This window comes from Microbacterium sp. zg-B185, from assembly GCF_030246885.1.
Lineage (GTDB): Bacteria > Actinomycetota > Actinomycetes > Actinomycetales > Microbacteriaceae > Microbacterium.
This window is the reverse complement of record NZ_CP126739.1, coordinates 2643408-2667936: the sequence shown is the minus strand read 5'-3', so window position 1 is coordinate 2667936 and position 24529 is coordinate 2643408. Positions and strand designations below refer to the sequence as shown.

The following is a 24529-nucleotide window of genomic DNA, read 5'->3' as shown; positions in this document are numbered from 1 at the left end:
GCGTTAGGGTGGTGCGGTGCCAGCGCCCGTCATCGCCGCGTCCGAGCTCGTCAAGTCCTACAAGCTGAAGGGCAAGCCCGACTTCCTCGCGGTGGACGGGCTCTCGTTCGAGGTCGCAGCGGGGGAGTCGTTCGGGCTGCTCGGACCCAACGGAGCCGGCAAGTCCACCACGATGAAGATGATCGGGGCCGTCTCCACCCGCACCAGCGGCCGGCTGAGCATCCTCGGCCTGGACCCGGACCAGTACGGTCCCGAGATCCGCTCGCGCCTGGGGGTGGTGCCGCAGCAGGACAACCTGGACGCGGAGCTGAACGCGCGCGAGAACCTGTACATCTATGGACGCTACTTCGGCCTGCCCGGTGCCGTGTGCGCCCAGAAGGCCGATGAGCTGCTCGCCTTCGCGGCCCTGGAGGACAAGGCCAAGAGCAAGGTGGATCAGCTCTCCGGGGGGATGAAGCGGCGTCTCACGATCGCTCGCGGCCTGATCAACGACCCCCGCATCCTGCTGCTTGACGAGCCCACCACGGGCCTTGACCCGCAGGCGCGGCACGTGCTGTGGGACCGTCTGTTCCGGCTGAAGGAGCGCGGCACCACGCTCGTGCTGACCACGCACTACATGGACGAGGCGGAGCAGCTCTGCGACCGCCTGGTCGTGGTCGACAAGGGCAGGATCATGGCGGAGGGGACGCCATCCGCACTGATCCGCCGACACTCCAGCCGTGAGGTGCTGGAGGTGCGGTTCGGCTCGGAGCGCAACCAGCAGGTCGAGCCGCAGCTGCAGGGGATCGGCGAGCGGGTGGAGGTCCTGCCCGACCGCGTGCTGATCTACACCGACAACGGCGAGGCCGCCCTGGAGCGCGTCACCGAGCGCGGGCTGCAGCCGGTCACGTCGCTGGTGCGCAGGTCCAGCCTCGAGGACGTGTTCCTCCGGCTCACCGGAAGGTCGCTGATCGAATGACCCGGCCGTCCGACGAGCTGCCCGAGCCGGTCCGCTCGTCCCGAACCTCGGAGCCCGCGGTGCTGGCGCAGCCGTCGCTCGAGGAGCTGCGCGCGGAGGCCATGCAGTGGGGCCGCAAGCCGCGTGCCTTCGGCGCGTGGTACGTGACCGAGCACATGGTCCGGGCGATGCGCGCCTACGGCTGGACGATCATCGTGGGCGCGCTGGGGCAGCCGATCCTGTACCTGCTCGGACTGGCGGTGGGGCTGGCGGCGCTCATCCAGGCGAACATCCAGGACGGCGGCGTGGAGGTGTCCTACCTCGTCTTCGTCGCCCCGGCGCTGCTGATGACGGCGACCATCTCGGTGGCCACCGAGGAGTTCACCTATCCGGTGATGGCCGGGTTCAAGTGGCGTCGCTACTTCTTCGGGTTCAGCGCTTCGCCGCTGTCCTCCGCGCAGATCGCGACCGGCGTCGTGCTCGGTGCGACGGCGCGGATGGTCGTGGTCGCTGTCGCGTACACGGCTTTCCTGTATCTGTTCCAGGCGATTCCGGATGCCGCGACCGGGTGGCTGTCGGTGTTCGTGGCGATCCTGGCCGGGCTCGCCTTCGGGGTCCCGCTGATGGCCTACGCGGCATCCGTCCAGGAGGACAAGGGCCAGTTCGCGCTGGTCCAGCGGTTCCTCTTCATGCCGATGTTCCTGTTCTCGGGCACCTTCTTCCCGCTGGCCACCCTGCCGCTGTGGCTGCAGTGGATCGGCTGGATCTCCCCGCTCTGGCACGCGTCCGAACTGGGGCGCTGGCTCAGCTACGGTCGGCCCATCGCGCCGGCGATGCTGGCCGTGCACATCGGTTATCTGCTGGTGCTCACCATCGGCGGGTACCTGCTGGCCCGGCGCGTCTTCCAGCGGAGGCTGGCCGCATGAGCGCCGCGGGCACCATGACCGGCACCGGCGCACCGCAGCGGCGCGCCGGGGGAGTGCGCGCACTGTGGTCGGGCAACCCCGGCGCGGTGGTGCAGCGCGGCCTTCTGGCTGCGCGCTCCTCCAGCTGGGTCGTGGTCCTCTCCGGCTTCTTCGAGCCGGTGTTCTATCTCGCCTCGATGGGGATCGGGCTGGGCGCATTGGTCGGCACTGTCCAGACCTCCACCGGCCTGGAGGTCAGCTACGCGCAGTTCATCGCGCCCGCCCTGCTGGCGGTCTCGGCCATGAACGGCGCGATCTACGACTCCACCTGGAACGTCTTCTTCAAGCTCAACTACGGAAAGCTGTACGAGGGGATGCTGTCCACCTCGCTCGGTCCGCTGGATGTGGCGCTCGGCGAGATCCTCTACGCGCTGCTGCGCGGGCTGCTGTACGCCACCGGGTTCATGATCATCATGCAGCTGTTCTCGCTGAACCTCTCGTGGACGGCGATCCTGGCACTGCCCGCCGTCCTGCTGATCGCGTTCGGCTTCGCGAGTCTCGGCATGGCGATCACCAGCTATATGAAGGCGTTCCAGCACATGGAGTGGATCAATTTCGTGCTGCTGCCGATGTTCCTGTTCTCGGCGACGCTGTACCCGATCACTGTGTACCCGGAGTTCATCCAGGTGCTGGTGAAGATCTTCCCGCTCTGGCACGGGGTCGAGCTGGTCCGCGGGCTGACCACCGGTGCCCTGTCCTGGGGCATGCTGTGGCACGTGCTGTACTACGTCGTGATGATCGCGGTCGGCCTGGTGTTCACGACCAAGCGGCTGCGCGCACTGTTCCTGGACTGACGCGGCCGACCCGGACGGCGCGGTCAGCGCCAGAGCAGCGCGATGCCTGCGTTGAGCAGGGTCAGGATGCCGACCAGCCAGAACGCCGCCGGAGGGATGCTCCCGCCCTTGCGCTCCCGCGCGGATCCGATGCCCAGCAGTGCGCCGATGATGATCAGCACCACCAGCTTCACGCCGATCTTGACGTAATTCAGGTCGTAGGAGATCCCCCATGGCGCCGCCAGAATCAGCCCCGCGACGAATGAGATGGTCAGGCCGATGCTCATCAGCGAAGTGGTCTGCACGCGACGGTTGTAGACCTCCACCGCCCAGGCGCCGAACAGGACCGCGAAGCCGCTGAGGTGGATGAGTACGACGATCTGACGAAGCACTTCGAGAGCGTCCATGGTCGGCACGCTAGTCCCGGACGCGGCGGTCCACCAGCAGGGGGCGGCGCAGACGCCCGCGCCGCGTGCCCGCTCCGGGTCAGGCGCGCAGCTGTGCGAGCACCAGGGCGGTGCGGACGGCGGCATCCGCCGCTTCGGCGCCCTTGTCCTCGTGAGAGCCCGGCAGGCCAGCCCGGTCCAGTCCCTGCTGCTCGTCGTCGAGGGTGAGCAGGCCGAAGCCGACCGGCCTGCCGGCGTCCAGCGCCACCCGGGTCAAGCCGTCGGTCGCGGCCGCCGAGACGTAGTCGAAGTGCGGTGTTCCGCCCCGGATGATGACGCCGAGCGCGACGACCGCGTCGGCGCCGGCGGCGAACGCCGCCTGCGCCGCGAGCGCCAGCTCGAACGAGCCGGGGACGCGCACGAGCTGCCACGTCGCGCCCGCCGCCTCCAGGGTGCGCTCTGCGCCGGCGATCAGACCGTCGGTGATGACCTGGTGCCAGGTCCCGGCCACGACCACCACGTTCAGGGACGACGCGTCGCTGCCGCCGACGATCGGCGCACCCTTCCCGCTCATGCGCCGGCCCCCCGGGCGGGTGCGGTGACCTCGTGCATCTGTGCGAGGGCGTCGGTCAGGTCCTCCTCGGCGATCAGGTGGCCCATGCGGTCGCGCTTGGTGGACAGGTACTGGTGGTTGTTCGGCCCCACGCCGACCAGCAGTGGAACCTGCTCGACGATCTCGAGCCCGAGCTCGCGCAGCTGCGTCACCTTGTCGGTGTTGTTGGTCAGCAGGCGCACCTTCTCCACACCCAGGTCGGCCAGGATGCCGGCCGCCGCGGCATAGTCGCGCGCGTCGGCGGGCAGCCCGAGGGCCAGGTTCGCGTCGACGGTGTCCAGCCCGCGCTCCTGCAGGCTGTACGCGCGCAGCTTGTTGATCAGCCCGATGCCGCGCCCCTCGTGACCGCGCATGTAGATGACGATGCCGCCGTCCTGCTCGATCGCGTCCAGCGCCGCGTCCAGCTGCGGACCGCATTCGCACTTCAGCGAGCCGAACGCCTCCCCGGTCAGGCATTCCGAGTGCACCCGGACGAGGGGGGCATCCTCGGACAGGTCGCCCGAGACGACCGCGAGGTGGTCCGTGCCGGTGATGCGGTCCTTGTAGGCCAGGAACCGGAAGCCGCCGTGCGCGGTGGGCACATTGGCCTCGGCGCGCAGGCTCACCCGCCGGCGGTGCGGTGAGTGGGTGGTCGCCGCGATCGGCTGGTGCTCGTTCAGGTGGGCGATCAGCTGCTCGATCGTGATCACCGGCACGCCGTCGCGCTCGCCGAGCTCGAGCAGTCCCGGCAGTCGCATCATCGAGCCGTCCTCGGCCACGACCTCCGCGATCGCGCCGACCGGCTTCAGGCCGGCCAGGCGCATCAGCTCGACCGCGGCCTCGGTGTGCCCGCCGCGCTCGCGCACGCCGCCGTCGACCGCACGAAGCGGCAGCACATGGCCGGGTCGGATCACGCTGGTGGGCGTGGACTGCGGGTCGGCCAGGACGTTGAGGGTGTGGGCGCGGTCGGAGGCGGAGATGCCCGTCGAGACCCGGTCCGCGGCATCCACGCTGACCGTGTAGGCGGTGCCGCGCGCGTCCTCGTTCACCTCGACCATCGGGGGCAGGTCGAGGCGGTCGGCCCACTCGCCGGGCATCGGCGCGCAGATGAAGCCGCTGGACCAGCGGACGGTCCACGCGATCCATTCCGGGGTGGCCAGCTCGGCGGAGAGCACGACATCCCCTTCGTTCTCGCGGTTCTCGTCGTCCGCGACGATCACGGGGCGGCCCGCGCGGAGCGCGTCGAGGGCGGCGGAGATGGGGGAAAGGCTCATCGGGAGCCTCCTTCTGTCTGGGCGGCGGGGGCCGCGGGGGTATCGACCGTCGCGGTGGTGACCGCGGAAGGGGTGAACGCGAGCAGGCGCTGCACGTGACGCGCCAGGATGTCGGTCTCGAGGTTGACCAGGTCGCCGACCGCGCGGGAGCCGAGCGTCGTGGCCGCGAGCGTCTCGGGGATGAGCGAGACCTCGAACCAGGGGGCGTCGGAATCGGCGGGGCTGACCGCGCTGACCGTCAGTGAGACGCCGTCGACCGAGATGGAGCCCTTGTCGACCACCAGCGGAGCGAGCGCGGCGGGCAGGCCGACGCGCAGAACGCGCCACTGCGCTCCGGGGCGGACCTGCAGAAGCTCACCGGTGCCGTCGATGTGGCCCTGCACGATGTGCCCGCCGAGGCGCCCGTGTGCGGCGGTTGCCCGCTCCAGGTTGACCGGTCGACCGGCCGCGACCCCGGCCAGGGTGGACATGTCGAGGGTCTGCTTCATCACATCTGCCGTGAACCAGTCATCGCCGCGATCGACCACGGTGAGGCAGACGCCGCTGACCGAGATGGAGTCGCCGTGGGCGGCGTCCGATACCGCCTTGGGCGCATGCACTCGCAGCCGCACGCCGTCTCCGGACGGGTCGACGGCCGTGACGGCCCCGATCTCTTCGACGATTCCGGTGAACATCAGAGGTCTCCTTGCGTGGCGGGGTGTGCGGTCAGCAGCAGGTCCCGGCCGAGCATCTGCACGGATGACACGGCCAGGCGCCGCTGCTGAGAGATGGTGTCGACGCCGAGGCGGCCGAGCGCGGGGTGGTCGGTGCCGTCGGCGCCGTAACCGATCAGGGTCGGGGCGACGTAGGCGAGCACCTCGTCGACGAGGTGCTCGCGCAGGAATGCGCTGGCGATGGTCGGGCCGCCTTCGACGAACACCCGCTGGGCGCCCAGCGCGCGCAGTTCGGACAGGACCGCGGGCAGGTCGCTGCCCGAGCGGTGCAGCAGCTGCCGTGGGTGCCTGCGCAGGGCGGCATCCTCCGGCAGCCGGCGGTCGCCGAGCACGACCGGCACCGGCTGGCTGTCGTACAACGTCCCGTCCGGACGGCGGGCGGTCAGCGCCGGGTCGTCGGCCAGGACCGTGCCGATGCCCACCACGATCGCGTCGGCCTCCGCGCGGCGACGGTGCACGTCCGCCCGCGCGTCCGCTCCGGTGATCCACTGGCTGGTGCCGTCGGATGCTGCGGCGCGTCCGTCCAGGCTCTGCGCCCACTTGACGGTGACGTGCGGCCGGCCCAGCCGTTGCACGGTGAGCCAGGAGGCCAGCAGCTCGGTGCCTTCCTCCGCCATCACGCCGGATTCGACGGAGACCCCGGCCTCGCGCAGCCGTTGCGCACCACCGGTCGATTCGGGGTTCGGGTCGTCCACCGCGAAGATCACGCGGGACACGCCCGCCTCGATCAGCGCGACGGCGCAGGGACCGGTCCGGCCGGTGTGGTTGCACGGCTCGAGGGTGACCACCGCGGTGGTGCCGCGCGCGGCGCCGTCGGCCAGCTGGGACAGCGCGTCCACCTCGGCGTGCACGGTGCCGGCACCACGGTGCCACCCCTCGGCGAGCACGTCGCCGTCGGGGGAGAGGATGACCGCGCCGACCTGCGGGTTGACGCCGCGCGGGCCGTTGCGCGCCAGCTCCAGCGCACGGATCATCGCATCCCGCTCCGCACCGTTCACCGGCATCCGAATCCTTCTTCTTCAGGCTCCGGGATTGGCGATCGGCGGCGCGCAGGCACCGCCCGTGCTGCCTCCCATCCGGACTCGCAGCATTTCTGCTGCATCACCGTCGGTCCCGGATTTCCACCGGATCAGCCTCGGCGCACCCGAATCGGATGCTGTCACCTCGGCTCGCGGACTGTCACCGCCGGTTCGGATTCCCACCGACCCCGGAGCACGTATTGCACTTCAGTGTAGTCAACGCACCGAGGGGGAATTCATTCCGGCCGGCGTGGGCGTGCGGCGGGAACGGCGACTGAACGAACCCTGTGCGCGCTCGTGTGCGCGGCGCCCGAGCCCCTGCCGCCCCGTAGCCTGGAAGGGCCGAGCGACAGCGACGACGGGGTGCGCACCCCGGCGCTGCGCACCGAGGCGGGGCTGAGAGCACAGGGAGCGGATGACACACGCACAGACGGGCTTCGAAGCGCTCGCCGCGCGCCCGTACGCCGACGTGCTGGTGGTCGGGGGCGGCATCAACGGTCTGGCGACGTTCCGGGATCTGGCGATGCAGGGCGTGGATGTCGCGCTGGTGGAGCGCGCCGACTTCGTCAGCGGTGCTTCCGCGGGCTCCTCGCACATGATCCATGGCGGCATCCGATACCTCGAGAACGGGGAATTCCGGCTCGTGCACGAGGCGGTGACCGAACGCAACGGCCTGCTGAAGATCGCGCCGCACTACGTGCGGCCGCTGCAGACGACGATTCCCATCTTCTCCACCTTCTCCGGCGTGCTGACCGCCCCACTGCGCTTCCTGCGGCACGGGGGCGGCACGCACCGCGAACGCGGGGCCGCTCTGATCAAGATCGGCCTGGTCATCTACGACTCCTTCTCGCGCGGCGGCGGCCGGGTGCCTCGCCACGAGTTCCACGGACGGCGCAGGTCACTGCAACAGCTGCCGCACCTGAACGCGGGGGTCAAGTACACCGCGACGTACTGGGACGCGTCGCTGCACGATCCGGAGCGCTTGGCCATCGACGTGCTGCGCGACGGTCTCACGGCCGGGGGCAACTCGGCGCGTGCGGCCAACTACACCGCCGCTGTCGGGGTGGACGACGGCGGAATCGTCCTGCGCGACCAGGACAGCGGTGCGCAGGTGCGGTTCGTCGCATCCGTGATCGTCAACGCGTCCGGGCCGTGGACCGATGTCACCAACCTCGCACTCGGCGATCCGACGCAGTACATGGGCGGCACGAAGGGCTCGCACATCGTGCTGGACCACCCCGCGCTGCTGGCCGCCACGGGCGGGCGCGAGCTGTTCTTCGAGCACAGGGACGGCCGGATCGTGCTCATCTACCCGCTGAAGGGCCGCGTCCTGGTCGGCACCACCGACCTCGAGCACGACATGCGCGACCCGATCGTGTGCACCGAGGCGGAGGTCGACTACTTCCTCGATCTGGTCGGCTACGTCCTGCCCGACATCGCGGTGGATCGCAGCAGCATCGTGTACCGCTTCGCGGGCGTACGGCCGCTGCCCGGACACGGTGAGCTGGCGCCCGGCTTCGTCTCGCGGGACTACCGCATCGAGTCCGCGCCACTGGTCCGCTCGTCGGCCGGCCGGGAGGCCGGGGCTGAGCCGGGGGAGGATCAGGCCAGCGCCACGGTGCTCAGCCTGGTGGGCGGCAAGTGGACGACCTTCCGCGCGTCGGCGGAGAACCTCGCCGATCACGTCCTCGGGCTGCTCGCGCGTCCGCGGCGCAGCTCGACCAGGGGAGTGCCGATCGGCGGCGGCCGCGGCTACCCGACCACCGAGCGCGCGCGCCGACGGTGGATGGACGCGCACCGCGATGCGCTGCCCCTCGCCCGGGTCGCGACCCTGCTCGATCGCTACGGCACGACCGCCGCCGAGGTCATCGCGGCGATCACGGCGGACCCGGACGACCGGCCGCTGCGGACGCTGCCGGACTTCAGCACCGCGGAATTGCGCCACCTCGCCCGCGCGGAATGCGTCGTGCACCTCGATGACATCCTGCTGCGCCGCACCAGCCTGGCCTTCATCGGCGCCGTCACCGCGGAGTCGGCCGCCGAGGTCGCGGAGGCGATCGCACCGGTGCGGGGGTGGGACCTCGCGCAGCGACGCGCACAGACCACCCGGGCGTTGACGCAGGTGCACGCGGCGGATCCGACCTGGTCGGACGCGGCATCCGCAGGGTCCTCCGCATCGCGATAGCCTGACCGGAGCCGGCCGCGCGCGCCGGCGCGGCGACTCGAGCCGCGCAGGGACCCGAAGGAGAGCTCGTGTCGGATCATGTGCTGGCGCTGGACCAGGGGACCACCTCGACGCGCGCCATCGTGTTCGACGGCCACGGCGGAATCGTCGCCGTCGCTCAGCGCGAACACGAGCAGATCTTCCCCCGGGCGGGCTGGGTCGAACACGACCCGATCGAGATCTGGACGAACACGCAGTGGGTGATCGCCACGGTTCTGGACGATGCCGGCCTGGCGCCGCAGGATGTCGCGGGCCTGGGGATCACCAACCAGCGCGAGACCGCGATCGTCTGGGACCGCCGCACCGGCCGACCGGTGACGAACGCGATCGTCTGGCAGGACACCCGCACGCAGTCTCTCATCGATCGGCTCGCCGCGGACGGCGGCACCGACCGGTTCGCCGAGCGCACCGGCCTGCCGCTGGCGACGTACTTCTCGGCGTCGAAGATCGCATGGATCCTCGATTCCGTGCCCGGTGCGCGAGCCGATGCCGAGGCGGGGCATCTGCTGTTCGGCACACCCGACACGTGGGTGATCTGGAACCTGACCGGGGACACGCGCAGCGGGATCCACGTCACCGACGTCACCAATGCCAGCCGCACGCTGCTGATGGACCTGAGCACGCTGGACTGGTCGGACGACCTGCTCGCGGTGTTCGGCATCCCGCGTGCGATGCTGCCCGAGATCGTGCCCTCGTCGGGGGTGATCGGCGAGGTGCTCGAACCTGCCGCGGCACGGGGCATCCGGATCGCCGGGATCCTCGGCGACCAGCAGGCGGCCACCTTCGGCCAAGCGGCATTCGACCCGGGGCAGTCCAAGAACACGTACGGCACCGGCAACTTCCTGCTGGTCAACACCGGCACGGACATCGTCCGCTCCACGCACGGGCTGGTCACCACCGTGGCCTACCGCTGCGGAGACGAGCCGACCTCGTATGCGCTGGAGGGATCCATTGCCGTGACCGGATCCCTCGTGCAGTGGCTGCGGGACAACCTCGGCATCATCAGCTCGGCTCCCGAGGTGGCCCGGCTCGCCTCGACCGTGGACGACAGCGGCGGGGCGTACTTCGTACCGGCGTTCTCCGGCCTGTTCGCCCCCTACTGGCGCCCGGACGCGCGCGGCGCGCTGGTCGGGCTGACCCGGTACGTGAACAAGGCGCATATCGCCCGGGCCGCGATCGAGGCGGCCGCTTTTCAGTCGCGTGATGTCATCGACGCCATCGTGGCCGACACCGGCCGCGAGCTGACCGAGCTGCGCGTGGACGGCGGCGGGTCGCGGGATGACCTGATGATGCAGTTCCAGGCCGACATCCTCGGGATCCCCGTGGTGCGGCCGGCGATCATCGAGACGACGGCGCTCGGCGCCGCGTACGCGGCCGGGCTGGCCACCGGGGTGTGGTCGGGCCGCGACGCGCTGCGGGGCCAGTGGCGCGAGGGCAGGCGGTGGGAGCCGACGATGCCGGCGGAGGAGGCCGACCGGCGGATGCGGCTGTGGCGCAAGGCCGTGACGAAGTCGCTGGACTGGGTCGACGAGGACGTCACGGCGCTGTCCTGACGCCTCCGGCGAGGTCTACTTGAGCAGTCGCGAGAGCCGGCGATCGGCGAGGATCTTGCCGCCGGTCTGGCAGGTGGCGCAGTACTCCAGCGAGTTGTCGGCGAAGAAGACGCTGCGCACGACATCGCCGCACACCGGGCAGGTCTCGCCGCGGCGGCCGTGCACCTGCATACCGCGACGCTTGGCATCCTTCAGCTCGGCGGGCGGCTTGCCGGATGCCGTGGCGACCGCCTCGGCCAGTGTGCGGGTCATCGCGGCGTGCAGTCCGTCGATGTCCTCGTCGGTGAGGGTCGCTGCGAGGGCATACGGCGACATCCGGGCGTCGTGCAGGATCTCATCCGAATAGGCGTTGCCCACCCCGGCCAGGATCGACTGATCGCGCAGCACGCCCTTGATCTGCGTGCGCCGACCCTGCACCAGCCCGGCGAGCGTGTCGCGCGTGAAGGCCGGATCGAGCGGATCGGGTCCCAGCCGCGCGATTCCGGGCACGTCCTGCGGATCGGTGACCACGTACACGGCGAGGGATTTCTTGGTGCCCGCTTCGGTCAGATCGAATCCGGACCCGTCCGAGAACGCCACCCGCAGGGCGATGGGGGTCTTGCCCGGGCGGATGATGGTCGCAGGAAGCTCGTCGTACCACCTCAGCCACCCGGCCTTGGCGAGATGGAAGATCAGATGGGGTGCGGCATCCGTCGTGGTGGTGGCCAGGTCGATGAACTTGCCGTGCCGCGTTGCGCCGGTGATCTCGGCGCCGACCAGGGCGTCCACCGGAGGGTCGTAGGTCTTCAGCGCCGCGAACGCCGCGACGGTGACCCGCGTGATCGTCAGGCCCGTCGTGCGTCCACCCAGGAAGTCGACGAGCCCCTGGACTTCGGGCATCTCCGGCATGGTTCCATCCTTCCACGTGGTGGTCTGGGAGGGCCCGGCTCAGTCGGGGAGCACCGGCCAGGGCTGCGGCATCCGGTCGTCCTGCGGCAGCAGCCCGGCGATCCAGCCGTCGTCCCGCCCGAACGAGTTGGCCAGGGCGCCGCGCAGGAGCCCTTCGTACCGGAACCCGAGGGCGCGCGCGGACCGCGCGGAGGCGACGTTGCCCGCCACGGCGCGCCACTGGAGCCGCTGCAGTGCCGGACCGGCGCCGCTGAAGCCCCAATCGATCACGGCGCGGGCCGCCTCGGTGAGCACGGCGCGGCGACGGGCCGTCGGCGCCACCCAGTAGCCGATCTCTCCGGTGCCGCCCGCGCTGATGCCGTTGATGCTGATCATGCCGGCCAGCCGGGCCGTCCTCACGGATCGCCCACGTGGCCTCCGCGTCCTGGGCCCGGCGGGTGCGCGCGAAGGGGATGAAGCCGTTCGCGTGACGCCGTTCGTAGGGCGAGGGGAGCGTGGTGTACCGCTGGATGTCCGGGTCCTGGCACGCGGCGTAGATCGCGTCGACGTCCGCGTCCGTCGGCGCGGAGAGGGTCAGCCGTTCCGTGACCAGGGTGACAGGGTTCCACCCGGCCAGGTTAGCCGCCCGCGCGCACAGCCCCGCGAGAAGAACTCGCTCCCCCATTGCTCGCCTGTCACAACACGCCGCTGGGGCGCGCGGATCGTGACAGGGGAGCGGGGCTGTCGGTGCGTGGCGCGGCACAGGCGTCGGTCGGCCTCCGGCTCGCCTGTCACAACACGCCGGCGGGGCGCGCCGATCGTGACAGGCGAGCGGGGCAGCCGAGCGTGACAGGCGAGCGGGGCTGCCGAGCGCGATAGCAGAGCGGGGCGGGCCTCAGGCCCGGCGCAGCAGGCCGACCTTGTCGTAGACGTCGGCGACGGTGCGGTCGGCGACCTCGGAGGCGCGCCCGGCGTTGACGGCCAGCACGCGGTCCAGCTCGGCCTTGTCGTCCAGCAGCTCGAGGGCGCGGGCGCGGACCGGACCGAACTCGCCCACCACGACCTCGGCCAGCCCCTTCTTGAAGTCGCCGTATCCGCGACCGGCGTACTCGTCCTCGATCGCGGGGATCTGCCGCCCGGTCAGGGCCGCGTAGATGACGAGCAGGTTCGACACGCCGGGCTTGGCCTCGCGGTCGTACCGCACCGAACCCTCGCTGTCGGTGACCGCGCGCATGATCTTCTTGGCGCTCAGCGACGGGTCATCCAGCAGCCACAGGGTCCCGGCATCGGACTCCGCCGACTTGGACATCTTCGCGGTCGGGTTCTGCAGGTCGTAGATGCGCGCGGTGTCCTTCTGGATCACCGGCATCGGCACCCGAAATGTCTCGCCGTACCGGGAGTTGAACCGCTCCGCCAGATCGCGGGTCAGCTCGACGTGCTGCTTCTGATCGTCCCCGACCGGCACGATGTCGGTCTGATACAGCAGGATGTCCGCAGCCATCAGCACCGGATAGGTGAACAGGCCGACCGATGTCGCGTCGGTGCCGTAGCGCTGGGACTTGTCCTTGAACTGGGTCATCCGTCCGGCCTCGCCGAAGCCGGTGATGGTGGAGAGGATCCACGCGAGCTCGGGGTGCGCGGGGACGTGCGACTGCACGTAGAGGGTGGATTTGGACGGCTCGATGCCGGCCGCGATGTACTGCGCGGCGGTGCGACGCGTCTTCTCGCGCAGCTCGGCCGGATCGTTCGGCTGCGTCAGGGCGTGCAGGTCCACGACCGAGAAGAACGCGTCGTAAGCCTCCTGCAGGTCGCGCCACTGCAGCAGCGCTCCGATGTAGTTGCCGATCTGGAGCGAGTCGGCGGAGGGCTGCATGCCGGAGTACAAGCGAGGTTTCGTCACCTCCTGATTCTAGGGGCGACGGATGCCGCGACCTCCGGTGCAGGGGATTCCCGAGCATCGCAGGCGCACGCCCGCGCGTCAGCTGCCGAGCCGGTAGTCCGCGACCACGGGCGCGTGATCGCTCCAGCGGGTGTCCCAGGACGGGGCGCGAACGACGCGGTAATCGGTGACCCGCGCGGCCAGCTGCGGGGTGGCGAGGTGGTAATCGATGCGCCAGCCGGAGTCGTTGTCGAACGCCCGCCCCCGCATCGACCACCACGTGTACGGGCCGTCGATCTCGCCGGCGTGTGCGCGCCCGACATCCACCCAGCCCAGCCCCGTGCCGGTGGACCCGTCGACCCCCGTGACCTGTGCGCCGGCGGGGCCGAGGAAGCGGTCGAAGTAGGCGCGCTCGCGGGGCAGGAAGCCCGCCTTCTTGACGTTGCCCTTCCAGTTGCGGATGTCCAGTTCGCGGTGCCCGACGTTCAGATCGCCCATGACCAGGGACAGCGGGGATGCCGCGGCCAGGAGCGGCAGGCGAGCCTCCATCGCGTCCAGGAACGCCCACTTCGCATCCTGGCGGGGCGTATCGGCCTCGCCGGTGTGCACGTACGCGCTGACCACGGTGAGGCGTTCGCCGTCGATCTCGATGTCGGCCTCGAGCCATCTGCCCGCGCTGTCCAGGCCCTCCTGGCCGAGCACGGTGCGCACCTGCACCGGCACGATCCGACTTGCGATCGCGACGCCGGCGCGGCCCTTGGCGAGGGCCTCGTCGTTGACCAGCTCCCACCCCGGCAGCGCAAGCCTCAGCTCGTCGGCGCTGGCGCGGACCTCCTGCAGTGCCATGATGTCCACGTCCGCGGCATCCAGCCATTCGAGCATGCCCTTGCGGGTCGCCGCCCGGATCCCGTTGACATTGATCGAGGCGATGCGGACGCGATGTGGCACGCGTCTCAGCTTAATGACCACGCCGGACATGCGGCGTGTGCACCGGCGCGGCCGGATCGGGAGCGGGCGTCACGGCGGTGGCCTTGCGTGCCGCCGCGCGCGCCGCGTGCGCGGAGGCGGCCGGGCGCGGCGGGGGTGCGGACGCCTCCACCTCTCGCAGCTCGTCCTCGGCCTCCCGGACGGCGAAGTCGGCGCGCCACGCGCGATACCAGGGGGCGGTCGCGCGGGCTTCCCGCGCCGCGCGCAGGCGCACCTGCGCGGCCAGGAGGAGTGCGCGGTGCTCCGCAGCGATCTGCTCGGCCTCGCTCGGGGCGAAGATCGGGATGTGCTTGTCCTGGGACGCCACCGCGATCCAGGCGGCAGCCACCAGCATGATGATCCCGCTGATCTTGAACCACAGCAGCAGGCCGACGAAGATCGCGAACGTGGCCAGCAGCGGGTTGGACGGGGTGTAGCTGACCAGCACACCGGCGCTGAACTGGAGCACCGTCAGCGCCGCCCCGCCCAGCAGTGCGCCGGGCCAGATCATGCGCCACTGCAGCGACGTGTCGGTGAGGAATCGGAACAGGGCCGCGAGGGCGGCCGCGTTGATCGCGAACGACACGATCACCGACCCGATGCGAATGCTGACATCGACCATGCCCGGGCCCAGGTCGATCCCGAACAGCGAGAGCAGCCAGGACAGCGCCCACGAGCTGACCCAGGTCAGCGCCGCGCCGACGATCAGCGCTGCGCCGAAGATGAGAGCCGCGGCCAGGTCGCGCGCCTTCAGCAGCACGTAGCTGCGCCGGTCCGGGGGGATTCCGAACATGTCCCGCACGCCGCGCCGCGAATAGGTCACCCAGCCGATCGCGGTCCAGATCACGGCACCGAATGCGATCAGCCCGGTGATGCTCAGCGCCCCGGTCGCGTTTGAGGCGATCTCCTGAACCTCCGCTGTGGTGATGACTCCCTGCGGGCCGATCAGCCCGGGGATGTAGCTGTTGATCAGCGTGATCACCGCGTTGACGGCCTCGGTGTTGCCGCCGAGCCAGAGTCCGGTGACGGCGAAGGTGACGTAGATGGCGGCGAAGATCGCGAACAGCCCCTGGTAGCTGATGCCCGCCCCGAGCAGGAAGCCGTTGTTCTGGAGGAAGTGGCGCCACACGCGTACCGGGAACCACGCCAGCGTCCGCTGCGTGAGCCGGGTGGCGGCCTGGATGGGCTCGTCGATGCGCTCGCGGATGGAACCCTGCGTCCCCTCCCACCTCTGCCGGAGCGTCTGCTCCGTGCGGGCGGCCTCCGCTGCGGCGGTGCGCGCCTCGGATGCGCTCTTGTGGCTCACGGTGACAGGTTAGTCATCGACGGATGCCGCGGCTTCGCCGCCCGCGGAGACGGCGGTCAGCGGCGCTGAGGAGGTGAGGGCCACGGGTGCACGGAACCGCCGCGCGGTCAGCAGCACCGGCACCAGGAGGGCCGCCGGAAGCAGGAAGGCGACTCCCAGGCCGGGAGAGTCGGCGAGGAGGCCGAGCATGACCGCTCCCAGCACCGCGCCGACGTAGTTGAACAGGTTCACGCGGGCGATGATCTCGTCGCTGCGCGCCGGGGCCAGCGCACCGGCGGAGGTGAAGGTCAGCGGCACGAGCGCGCCTACGGCCACGCCGGCCAGAGCGAACCCCCCGATGGCGGCGACCGGGAACGGCAGGAGCGCGACCAGCCCGCATCCCAGGAGGGAGATGACCGCGGCGGCGAGGACGACCCGGGTGCGGCCGAACCGCCCGACGGCGGGATCGGTGAGCAGCCGCGTGACCAGGATCGCCGCCTGATAGGCGGCGTAGCCCAGCGGCGCCAGGGCGCCAGCGGTCAGCAGCTGATCCTGCAGGTACACGGTGCTCCAGGTGCTCACCGCCGAATCCACGGTGAACGCCGCGAGCAGCACGAAGCCGAAGAGCCAGATCCCGCGTCGGGGGAGCGGTGCCTTGCCGTGCCGGCCCACCGGCGCCGCAGCCCGCGCCGGGTCGAACGCGCCTGCACCGAGCAGCGCCACCGCGCTCGCCACGATCGCGGCGAGCGTGAGCGGCATGACCACGGCAAGCCCGACCGCCGTCGAGCCGGCCACGGCGAGGGCCCCGACGATGGCGGCGGCGGTGTAGGCGGCGAAGTATCCGCCCATGATGTCGCGTCCGTATCGCCGTTGCACGAGCACGCCCTGCATGGCGCCCGCGGCGTCCACGCCGCCCAGACCGATCCCGTAGATGCCGAACGCGGCCACGAACACCCAGAGCGCAAGCCCCGGCACCAGGGCAGTCAGCACGATCGCGACGAGGGCGAGGACCTCGAACGCCAGCGCAACGCTCAGAGCGACTCGGCTGCCCCGCCACTTGGCCAGCACATCCGCGATGATCGAGCCGACCGCCGCCGTCACGCATACCAGCAGGACGATCAGCGAGACCCCGACGTCGTCGATCCCCTGACGGTCCTTGAACACCGGCAGCGAGGTCACCACCACCGCGTAGCCGAACCCTTGCGCGGCGTACGCGGCGCTGACGGCAGCTCGCGAGCGTAAGGCGGAAACCGGAGGGGTGCTCACGCTCGGAGCATACCGGCGGTCAGCGTCCGCGGAGGATGGCCTGCTTCACTTCGGCGATCGCCTTGGTCACCTCGATGCCGCGGGGGCATGCCTCAGTGCAGTTGAAGGTGGTGCGGCAGCGCCACACGCCCTCCTTGTCGTTGAGGATGTCCAGGCGGACATCGCCCGCGTCGTCGCGCGAGTCGAAGATGAACCGGTGCGCGTTGACGATCGCAGCGGGACCGAAGTACTGTCCATCGGTCCAGAAGACGGGGCACGAGGAGGTGCATGCCGCGCAGAGAATGCACTTGGTGGTGTCGTCGAAGACCTCGCGGTCCACGATCGACTGGATGCGCTCCTTGCCCGGCTCGGGCGTGGAGTTTGCGATCAGGAACGGCTGCACGTCGCGGAACGACGCGAAGAACGGCTCCATGTCGACGATGAGGTCCTTCTCCAGCGGCAGGCCCTTGATCGCCTCGACGTAGATCGGCTGCGAGATGTCCAGATCCTTGATGAGGGTCTTGCAGGCGAGCCGGTTGCGGCCGTTGATGCGCATCGCGTCGGAGCCGCAGATGCCGTGGGCGCAGGAGCGCCGGAACGTCAGCGATCCGTCGACCTCCCACTTGATCTTGTGGAGGGCATCCAGGACGCGGTCGGTGGAATACAGCTCGACGTCGTAGTCCACCCAGCGCGGCTCCTCATCCACCTCGGGGTTGAAGCGCCGGATGATGAACGTGACCAGGAACGACTGGATGCCGGACTCGGCCGCGGGCGAACTGCCTGCCTGGCCGGTGGCGGAGTCCACGCCGAGCGCGGTCGAGGAATCAGCGGTCTCTACGAGCGTGGACGCCATCTCTAGTACTTCCTCTCCATCGGCTGGTAGCGCGTGATCACGACGGGCTTCCAGTCCAGGCGGATGTGGTCATCGGAATGCGAGGATCCGGCATCCCCGGACAGGTAGGCCATGGTGTGCTTCATGTAGGTCTCGTCGTCGCGCTTGGGGTAGTCGTCGCGCATGTGCCCGCCGCGGCTCTCCTTGCGGTTGCGGGCGGCGACCACCACGACCTCGGCGATGTCGAGCAGGAAGCCCAGCTCGACCGCTTCGAGCAGGTCGGTGTTGTACCGCTTGCCCTTGTCGTCGACGTGGATGTTCTTGAACCGGCCGCGCAGTTCCTCGATGACATCCAGCACGTAGGTCAGCGACTCGTCGGTCCGGAAGACCTGCGCGTTCTTGTCCATCTCTTCCTGGAGCTTCTTGCGCAGGACGGCGATGCGCTCGGTGCCGGTGCCGGCTCGCAGGCCCTCGATGAGGCCGCGCACCTCGGCGGCGGGATCCTCCGGGAGCGGCACGAACTCGGCCGTCTTGACGTACTCGACGGCGTTGCGGCCGGCGCGCTTGCCGAAGACGTTGATGTCCAGCAGCGAGTTGGTGCCCAGGCGGTTGGAGCCGTGCACCGAGACGCAGGCGCACTCACCGGCGGCGTACAAGCCGGGCACCACGTTGGTGTTGGTCGAGAGGACCTCGGCGTTGTTGTTGGTGGGGATGCCGCCCATCGCATAGTGCGCGGTGGGCATGACGGGCACAGGCTCGACCACCGGATCGACGCCGAGGTAGGTGCGGGCGAACTCGGTGATATCGGGCAGCTTGGTCTCGAGCACTTCGGCGCCGAGGTGTGTGCAGTCCAGCAGCACGTAGTCCTTGTGCGGACCGGCGCCGCGCCCCTCGGCGACCTCCTGCTGCATGCAGCGGCTCACGATGTCGCGGGGAGCGAGGTCCTTGATGGTGGGCGCGTAGCGCTCCATGAACCGCTCGCCGGATGCGTTGCGCAGGATCGCGCCCTCGCCTCGGGCGCCCTCGGTGAGCAGGATACCGAGACCGGCCAGGCCGGTCGGGTGGAACTGGAAGAACTCCATGTCCTCCAGCGGCAGGCCTTTGCGCCAGAGGATGCCGACGCCGTCGCCGGTGAGGGTGTGCGCGTTGGAGGTGGTCTTGTAGATCTTCCCGAAGCCACCCGTGGCGAAGATGACCGCCTTGGAGTGGAACACGTGCAGGTCGCCGGTCGCCAGCTCGTAAGCGACGACTCCGGCCACCTGCGTGGCCCCGTCGTCATCGATGACGGTGATCAGGTCGAGCACGTAGTACTCGTTGAAGAAGTTGATGCCCAGGCGGACGCAGTTCTGGAAGAGCGTCTGCAGGATCATGTGGCCGGTGCGGTCGGCGGCGTAGCATGCCCGGCGCACGGGCGTCTTGCCGTGATCGGCGGTGTGTCCGCCGAATCGGCGCTGGTCGATCTTGCCCTCGGGGGTGCGGTTGAACGGCAGCCCCATGTTCTCCAGATCGATGACGGCGTCGATCGCCTCCTTGGCGAGGATCTCGGCGGCATCCTGGTCGACGAGGTAGTCGCCGCCCTTGACCGTGTCGAACGTGTGCCACTCCCAGGAGTCCTCTTCGACGTTGGCGAGCGCCGCAGCCATGCCGCCCTGCGCCGCGCCGGTGTGCGAGCGCGTCGGGTACAGCTTCGAGATGACGGCGGTCCGTGCGCCCGGCCCGGCTTCGATCGCCGCGCGCATGCCGGCGCCGCCGGCTCCGACGATGACGATGTCGAACTGGTGGTAGTGGACGCCGTCTCGGACGATGCTGTCGGGACTCTGGGGGCTCTGGGTGCTCACGTGAAGGATGCCTCTATGTCTGTCTGGTGTGTCGTCGGGGCGTAGGTCAGGCCTGGCACATGTCCCACAGGGAACTGTCCGCGGTGACGCCCAGGCACGGGTCGAAGGTGAAGACGACCAGCGTGCCCAGAAGGATGAGGAATCCGGCGGCCAGCCAGATCGCCCACACCAGGACGCGGCGCACCTTGGGATGGGTGATGTAGTCGTTGGTGACAGTGCGCATGCCGTTGGCGCCGTGGATCAGCGCCAGCCACAGCATGAGGACGTCCCACCACTGCCAGAACGGGCTGGCGAACTTGCCGACGACGAACGCGAAGTCCAGACCGTGGATGCCCTCGCCGAGCATCAGGTTGACGAACAGATGGCCGAAGATGAGCACGACCAGCAGCACGCCCGAGACGCGCATGTAGATCCAGCCCCACTTCTCCAGGTTGGGTCCGGAGCGACGCGGTGCGGTGTGCGGAGTGCGCGGTGCGGCGATGGTGTCAGCAGTCATCAGTGGCCGCCTCCCATCGTGGCGAAGACGTTCATGAGATGACGGGGCGTGAATGCGAGCATCGTCACCAGCCACAGTCCGATGACTCCCCACCAGAGCTGACGCTGCAGACGGGCACCCTTCGCCCAGAAGTCCACCACGATGATGCGCAGACCGTTGTAGGCGTGGTACGCGATCGCGCCGACCAGCACGACCTCACCGAGGCCCATGATCGGGTTCTTGTACGTGCCGATGACGGCGTTGTACGCCTCGGGGGAGACGCGGATCAGCGCGGTGTCCAGGACGTGGACGAGGAGGAAGAAGAAGATCGCAACCCCCGTGATGCGGTGCAGTACCCAGGACCACATGCCCTCGCGCCCGCGGTACAGCGTTCCGCGCGGGACTTTCGAGGTGGTCTCGGATACCGACGGTGTCAAGCGTGTGCCTGCGGACACGGTCGTCCTCCCTGAAGGGTGCGGGATCGTTTCAGCCCGGTGCGGACCATGCGCCGGCTCTTCTCCATCCTAGGACCGCTCACGCAGGCGAGGCGACGGAGGCCGAGCCCCAGGTGTCTCGATGTCGAGACAAATCGCCGAACCCGGCCGGGACGGCACGGATCCGATGCCCTCAGGCGCCGCCACTACGCTGGCGGCATGCACCAGCCGATTCCCGACTTCTACGCCGTCATCCCCGCCGGGGGGATCGGGAGCAGGCTGTGGCCGCTCTCCCGCGCTGACGCGCCCAAGTTCCTGCACGACCTGACCGGCTCGGGCAACTCCCTGCTGCGCGACACCTGGGACCGACTGGAGCCGCTGTCGGGCCCGGACCGCATCGCGGTCGTCACCGGGCGCGCGCACCGCGCGGCGGTGGAGCGGGAGCTGCCGGCCATCCCCGACCGGAACGTCGTCCTCGAGTCGGAGCCCCGCGACTCGGCGGCCGCGATCGGTCTGGCCGCGGCGATCCTGTCGCGGCGGGAGCCCGACGTCATCATCGGCGCGTTCGCCGCCGATCACGTGATCCGCGGCACGCAGGTGTTCGAGTGGGCGGTGCAGCAGGCGGTGGCAGTCGCGCGCGAGGGCTACATCTGCACGATCGGCATCCAGCCCACGGAAGCGGCGGTCGGGTTCGGCTACATGCGCAAGGCAGGTGAACTGGTGGTGGCCGGCGCTCCCGAAGCGACGCTGGTCGAGAAGTTCGTGGAGAAGCCCGACCTGGAGACGGCCCGCGAGTATCTCGCCGACCGCTCCTACCTCTGGAACGCGGGCATGTTCATCTCGCGCGCCGACGTGCTGCTCGACGAGATCGCCGCGAACCAGCCGGAGCTGCACGCGGGTCTGATGGAGCTGGCCGCGGTGTGGGATGACCGCGATGCCCGCGGGCCGGTCGTGGACCGGGTGTGGCCGACGATCACCAAGATCGCGATCGACTACGCCGTCGCGGAGCCGGCGGCGGCCAAGGGACGGCTGGCCGTGATCCCCGGCCACTTCGACTGGGACGACGTGGGGGATTTCGCGAGCCTCGCGAAGCTCAACTCGCACGGCCGCGGCAACGATCTGGCCATCCTGGGCGAGAACGCCAGGATCCTCGCGGATGCCTCCAGCGGCATCGTGGTGACGCAGACGCAGCGGATCATCAGCGTCATCGGCGTGAAGGACATCGTGATCGTCGATACCGAGGATGCGCTGCTGGTGACCACCAGCGAGCACGCGCAGCGCGTCAAGGGCGTCGTGGATGCGCTGAAGCTCACCGGTCGGGGCGACGTCCTCTGAGCGGACCAGCGACCCTCGCCGACCGGGGCCGATCTCGCCCCCGGTGCCCGCACGTGTTCAGCACATTGCGTCTTTGTAACCATTCCGTCCCGGACGGCGTTCTGATAGGTGAGCGCGTCGTCACACTGGGTAACTTGGGCTGTCGCCCGCGAAGTCCGCGGGGGCACCTTTGATGGAGGCGTGAGTTGACAATCTCTACCACCAAGAAGTTCGTCGGGGTAGTTGCCGCCGCCGGACTGCTCGTTGCCCTTGCCGGTTGCGGATCGGCTCCCGAGCCGACCGCCAGCGAGGATGCAGCCGCAGGCGGGGCCGTGGACGGCTTCAAGCCCTGCATGGTCTCCGACGCGGGCGGATTCGACGACAAGTCCTTCAACCAGCTCGGATTCGAGGGCCTCGAGGCCGCGTCCGATGAGCTCGGCGTCGAGTTCGTCACCGTGCAGTCCGACTCCGAGTCCGACTACGCACCCAACCTCACCAGCCTGATCGACCAGAACTGCACGCTCATCGTCACGGTGGGCTTCGCCCTCGCGTCGGCAGCAGGCGAGGCCGCCGTCGCCAACCCCGACATCGACTTCGTCTCGATCGACGACGTCGTCGACAACGACTTCGACGGTGAGACGGATGCCGAGAACATCAAGCCGATCATCTTCGACACGTCGCAGGCCGCCTTCCTGGCCGGCTACGCGGCAGCGTCGATCTCCGAGGCCAAGAAGGTCGGCACCTTCGGCGGGATGAACTTCCCCACCGTTTCGATCTTCATGGACGGCTTCGCTCAGGGCGTCGAGTACTGGAACGCCGAGAAGGGCGACAGCGTCCAGGTGCTCGGCTGGGATCGCGCCGCACAGGACGGCGTGTTCACCGGTGGCTTCACCGCCAACCAGGACGCGATCAACGCGGCCCAGGGTCTGGTCGACCAGGGCGTGGACGTGCTCCTGCCCGTCGGTGGCCCGATCTACCAGAGCGCCGCATCGGTGATCCGCGACTCCGGCCGCGACATCGCCCTGATCGGCGTGGACGCGGACGTGTTCGAGACCGACCCGACGGTGGCCGATCTGCTGCTCACCTCGATCCGCAAGACGATCGACGTCGGTGTCAACGAGGCCGTCCTCGCCGCCGGTGCCGGTGAGTTCGACGCCGAGCCGTTCATCGGAACGCTCGAGAACGGGGGCGTCAGCCTGGCGCCCTTCCACGACTTCGAGTCGAAGGTCTCGCCGGACCTGCAGGCGGAGCTGGACGCCATCGCGGCCGGCATCATCGACGGTTCGATCCCCGTCGAGTCCTACCTCGCCGGCTGATCTGCCGCACCGGAACGGGGAGGCTGGGCAACCAGCCTCCCCGTTCCCGTTCCCCCCAATGCACCTGAAGGCGCCTCTTACTAGGATCTGGAGCATGAAGCTCGAACTCCGCGGGATCACCAAGCGGTTCGGCACCCTCGTCGCGAACGACCACATCGACCTCGTTGTGGAGCCCGGAGAGATCCACTGTCTCCTGGGCGAGAACGGCGCCGGCAAGTCGACCCTGATGAACGTCCTCTACGGGCTGTACCGGGCTGACGACGGCCTCATCCTGCTGGACGATGTCGTGCAGAACTTCCAGGGCCCCGGCGACGCGATGCGCGCCGGTATCGGCATGGTCCACCAGCACTTCATGCTCATCCCGGTCTTCACCGTCGCCGAGAACGTCATGCTCGGTCACGAGGCGACCAAGGCCGGCGGCATCCTGGACCTGTCCACCGCGCGCGAACGCGTCCGGGAGATCTCCGCACGGTTCGGGTTCGACGTCGATCCCGACGCGCTCGTGGAGGATCTGCCGGTCGGCGTGCAGCAGCGGGTGGAGATCATCAAGGCCCTCTCCCGGGACGCCCGGGTCCTCGTCTTCGACGAGCCGACCGCGGTCCTGACACCGCAGGAGACCGACGAGCTGATGGGCATCATGCGCCAGCTGAAGGAGTCCGGCACCTCGATCGTGTTCATCACCCACAAGCTGCGCGAGGTCCGTGAAGCCGCCGACCGGATCACCGTCATCCGCCTCGGCAAGGTCGTCGGCGAAGCGTCTCCGGGCGCGACGAACGCAGAGCTGGCCGAGCTCATGGTCGGTCGCTCCGTCGAGCTGACGGTGCGCAAGGACGTGCCCACGCTCGGCGAACGCTCGCTCATTGTGGATGGGCTGACCGTCATCGACGCCAAGGACCAGATCGTCGTCGACGATGTGAGCTTCGACGTCCGCGCCGGCGAGATCGTCGCGATCGCGGGCGTGCAGGGCAACGGGCAGACCGAGCTCACCGCGGCTCTGGTCGGCCTCGAGCACCGCGCCCGCGGATCCGTGACCCTCAACGGCGAGCAGTTGCTCGGCGCCAGCGTCCGGCGGATCCTGGACGAAGGCGTCGGCTTCGTTCCCGAGGACCGCCAGGAGCACGGTCTGGTGGCCGGCATGTCGATCGCCGAGAACCTCGTGCTCGATCGCACCACCGGGCCGCCGTTCGTCCGCGCAGGCAGCCTGCGCCTGGGCTACATCGCCGAGTTCGCCGCCGAGAAGTACCGGGAGTTCGACGTGCGCGCACCCGGCATCGAGGTTGCGGTCGGCACCCTCTCCGGTGGCAACCAGCAGAAGGTGGTGCTCGCCCGCGAGCTGAGCCGCGATCTCTCCCTCCTCGTCGCGGCCCAGCCCACGCGCGGCGTCGATGTGGGATCGATCGAATTCATCCACAAGCGCATCGTCGAAACCCGGGATGCCGGCATCCCCGTGGTGGTCGTCTCCACCGAGTTGGACGAGGTCACCGCGCTGGCGGATCGCATCATCGTGATGTATCGCGGCCGGATCATCGGCATCGTCCCGGGAGACACGCCGCGCGGTGTGCTGGGTCTGATGATGGCCGGCGAGGTCCCGACCGGCGAGGGAGTCGCCGCGTGAGCGAGGACCTGACGCACGGCGCCGTCA

23 protein-coding genes, 1 pseudogene and 1 riboswitch are annotated in these 24529 nt (G+C 69.7%); of the genes and pseudogenes, 8 read left to right on the top strand and 16 right to left on the bottom strand.

Annotated features, from left to right (window positions below; genetic code table 11):
• Positions 1–16: 16 nt before the first annotated feature.
• The 3 genes from QNO12_RS12835 to QNO12_RS12825 are packed head-to-tail and all read left to right on the top strand — an operon-like array spanning position 17 to position 2696.
• Positions 17–958, top strand: a complete 942-nt coding sequence (locus tag QNO12_RS12835; protein WP_257503086.1) for an ABC transporter ATP-binding protein — start codon at positions 17–19, stop codon at positions 956–958.
• Positions 955–1863, top strand: a complete 909-nt coding sequence (locus tag QNO12_RS12830) for an ABC transporter permease (RefSeq protein ID WP_374761038.1) — start codon at positions 955–957, stop codon at positions 1861–1863. Before QNO12_RS12835 ends, QNO12_RS12830 begins: the two co-directional genes overlap by 4 nt.
• Positions 1864–1877: 14 nt before the next feature.
• The gene (locus tag QNO12_RS12825) at positions 1878–2696 is read left to right on the top strand and encodes an ABC transporter permease (RefSeq protein WP_257503242.1); all 819 of its coding nucleotides are present in this window, start codon (positions 1878–1880) and stop codon (positions 2694–2696) included.
• A gap of 23 nt (positions 2697–2719) precedes the next feature.
• Here QNO12_RS12825 and QNO12_RS12820 read toward each other — a convergent pair whose 3' ends face one another.
• The 5 genes from QNO12_RS12820 to ribD form a co-directional block, all read right to left on the bottom strand.
• Positions 2720–3082: a Fe-S protein gene (locus tag QNO12_RS12820; protein ID WP_257503085.1), complete on the bottom strand. Its 363-nt coding sequence runs from the start codon at positions 3080–3082 to the stop codon at positions 2720–2722.
• A gap of 79 nt (positions 3083–3161) precedes the next feature.
• The gene (gene ribH / locus QNO12_RS12815; RefSeq protein WP_257503084.1) at positions 3162–3635 is read right to left on the bottom strand and encodes a 6,7-dimethyl-8-ribityllumazine synthase; all 474 of its coding nucleotides are present in this window, start codon (positions 3633–3635) and stop codon (positions 3162–3164) included.
• On the bottom strand, positions 3632–4927 hold the full coding sequence (gene ribA / locus QNO12_RS12810; protein WP_257503083.1) for a GTP cyclohydrolase II: 1296 nt from the start codon (positions 4925–4927) through the stop codon (positions 3632–3634). Before ribA ends, ribH begins: the two co-directional genes overlap by 4 nt.
• Positions 4924–5601 carry a riboflavin synthase gene (locus QNO12_RS12805; protein WP_257503082.1) on the bottom strand — a complete coding sequence of 226 codons (678 nt, stop codon included), beginning with the start codon at positions 5599–5601 and terminating at the stop codon, positions 4924–4926. Before QNO12_RS12805 ends, ribA begins: the two co-directional genes overlap by 4 nt.
• Entirely contained in the window at positions 5601–6644 is a 1044-nt protein-coding gene (gene ribD / locus QNO12_RS12800; RefSeq protein ID WP_257503081.1) for a bifunctional diaminohydroxyphosphoribosylaminopyrimidine deaminase/5-amino-6-(5-phosphoribosylamino)uracil reductase RibD, read from the bottom strand. The genes QNO12_RS12805 and ribD overlap by 1 nt, the downstream gene beginning before the upstream one ends.
• A 55-nt stretch (positions 6645–6699) precedes the next feature.
• Positions 6700–6859, bottom strand: a riboswitch (FMN riboswitch).
• A gap of 215 nt (positions 6860–7074) precedes the next feature.
• Here ribD and QNO12_RS12795 point away from each other — a divergent pair.
• Both QNO12_RS12795 and glpK read left to right on the top strand, forming a co-directional pair.
• The gene (locus tag QNO12_RS12795; protein ID WP_257503080.1) at positions 7075–8844 is read left to right on the top strand and encodes a glycerol-3-phosphate dehydrogenase/oxidase; all 1770 of its coding nucleotides are present in this window, start codon (positions 7075–7077) and stop codon (positions 8842–8844) included.
• A gap of 68 nt (positions 8845–8912) precedes the next feature.
• Positions 8913–10436 (top strand): glycerol kinase GlpK, encoded by a 1524-nt coding sequence (gene glpK / locus QNO12_RS12790; RefSeq protein ID WP_257503079.1) that lies wholly within the window; start codon positions 8913–8915, stop codon positions 10434–10436.
• Positions 10437–10451: 15 nt separating this feature from the next.
• Here the strand turns inward: glpK and QNO12_RS12785 are convergent, their stop codons facing one another.
• From QNO12_RS12785 to sdhC, 11 genes and pseudogenes are all read right to left on the bottom strand, one after another.
• Positions 10452–11324: an Fpg/Nei family DNA glycosylase gene (locus QNO12_RS12785; RefSeq protein ID WP_257503078.1), complete on the bottom strand. Its 873-nt coding sequence runs from the start codon at positions 11322–11324 to the stop codon at positions 10452–10454.
• A gap of 39 nt (positions 11325–11363) precedes the next feature.
• A complete protein-coding gene (locus tag QNO12_RS17050) occupies positions 11364–11723 on the bottom strand; it encodes a GNAT family N-acetyltransferase (protein ID WP_308495362.1) in 360 nt (119 codons plus the stop codon).
• A 61-nt stretch (positions 11724–11784) separates the two neighbouring features.
• Positions 11785–11988 (bottom strand): annotated as a pseudogene (locus QNO12_RS17045) (GNAT family N-acetyltransferase); the annotation flags it as partial.
• A gap of 210 nt (positions 11989–12198) precedes the next feature.
• Positions 12199–13203 (bottom strand): tryptophan--tRNA ligase, encoded by a 1005-nt coding sequence (trpS, locus tag QNO12_RS12775; RefSeq protein ID WP_257503077.1) that lies wholly within the window; start codon positions 13201–13203, stop codon positions 12199–12201.
• A gap of 78 nt (positions 13204–13281) precedes the next feature.
• Positions 13282–14130 carry an exodeoxyribonuclease III gene (locus tag QNO12_RS12770; RefSeq protein ID WP_257503076.1) on the bottom strand — a complete coding sequence of 283 codons (849 nt, stop codon included), beginning with the start codon at positions 14128–14130 and terminating at the stop codon, positions 13282–13284.
• A gap of 10 nt (positions 14131–14140) precedes the next feature.
• Positions 14141–15454 carry a YihY/virulence factor BrkB family protein gene (locus QNO12_RS12765; protein ID WP_257503075.1) on the bottom strand — a complete coding sequence of 438 codons (1314 nt, stop codon included), beginning with the start codon at positions 15452–15454 and terminating at the stop codon, positions 14141–14143.
• A 9-nt stretch (positions 15455–15463) separates the two neighbouring features.
• Positions 15464–16699 carry an MFS transporter gene (locus QNO12_RS12760; RefSeq protein WP_257503074.1) on the bottom strand — a complete coding sequence of 412 codons (1236 nt, stop codon included), beginning with the start codon at positions 16697–16699 and terminating at the stop codon, positions 15464–15466.
• 19 nt (positions 16700–16718) lie between these two features.
• On the bottom strand, positions 16719–17531 hold the full coding sequence (locus QNO12_RS12755) for a succinate dehydrogenase iron-sulfur subunit (protein ID WP_257503073.1): 813 nt from the start codon (positions 17529–17531) through the stop codon (positions 16719–16721).
• Between the two features lie 2 nt (positions 17532–17533).
• Entirely contained in the window at positions 17534–19348 is a 1815-nt protein-coding gene (gene sdhA / locus QNO12_RS12750; RefSeq protein WP_257503072.1) for a succinate dehydrogenase flavoprotein subunit, read from the bottom strand.
• Positions 19349–19394: 46 nt separating this feature from the next.
• The gene (locus QNO12_RS12745; RefSeq protein WP_257503071.1) at positions 19395–19844 is read right to left on the bottom strand and encodes a succinate dehydrogenase hydrophobic membrane anchor subunit; all 450 of its coding nucleotides are present in this window, start codon (positions 19842–19844) and stop codon (positions 19395–19397) included.
• Positions 19844–20278: a succinate dehydrogenase, cytochrome b556 subunit gene (gene sdhC, locus QNO12_RS12740; protein ID WP_257503070.1), complete on the bottom strand. Its 435-nt coding sequence runs from the start codon at positions 20276–20278 to the stop codon at positions 19844–19846. The genes QNO12_RS12745 and sdhC overlap by 1 nt, the downstream gene beginning before the upstream one ends.
• Before the next feature lie 198 nt (positions 20279–20476).
• Between sdhC and QNO12_RS12735 the strand changes: the two genes are divergently transcribed.
• From QNO12_RS12735 to QNO12_RS12725, 3 genes are all read left to right on the top strand, one after another.
• Positions 20477–21592, top strand: coding sequence for a mannose-1-phosphate guanylyltransferase (locus QNO12_RS12735; protein ID WP_257503069.1), 1116 nt, complete (start codon positions 20477–20479; stop codon positions 21590–21592).
• Between the two features lie 185 nt (positions 21593–21777).
• Positions 21778–22887, top strand: coding sequence for a BMP family lipoprotein (locus QNO12_RS12730; RefSeq protein ID WP_257503068.1), 1110 nt, complete (start codon positions 21778–21780; stop codon positions 22885–22887).
• Positions 22888–22981: 94 nt separating this feature from the next.
• On the top strand, positions 22982–24502 hold the full coding sequence (locus QNO12_RS12725) for an ABC transporter ATP-binding protein (protein WP_257503067.1): 1521 nt from the start codon (positions 22982–22984) through the stop codon (positions 24500–24502).
• The last annotated feature ends 27 nt before the right edge of the window (positions 24503–24529 follow it).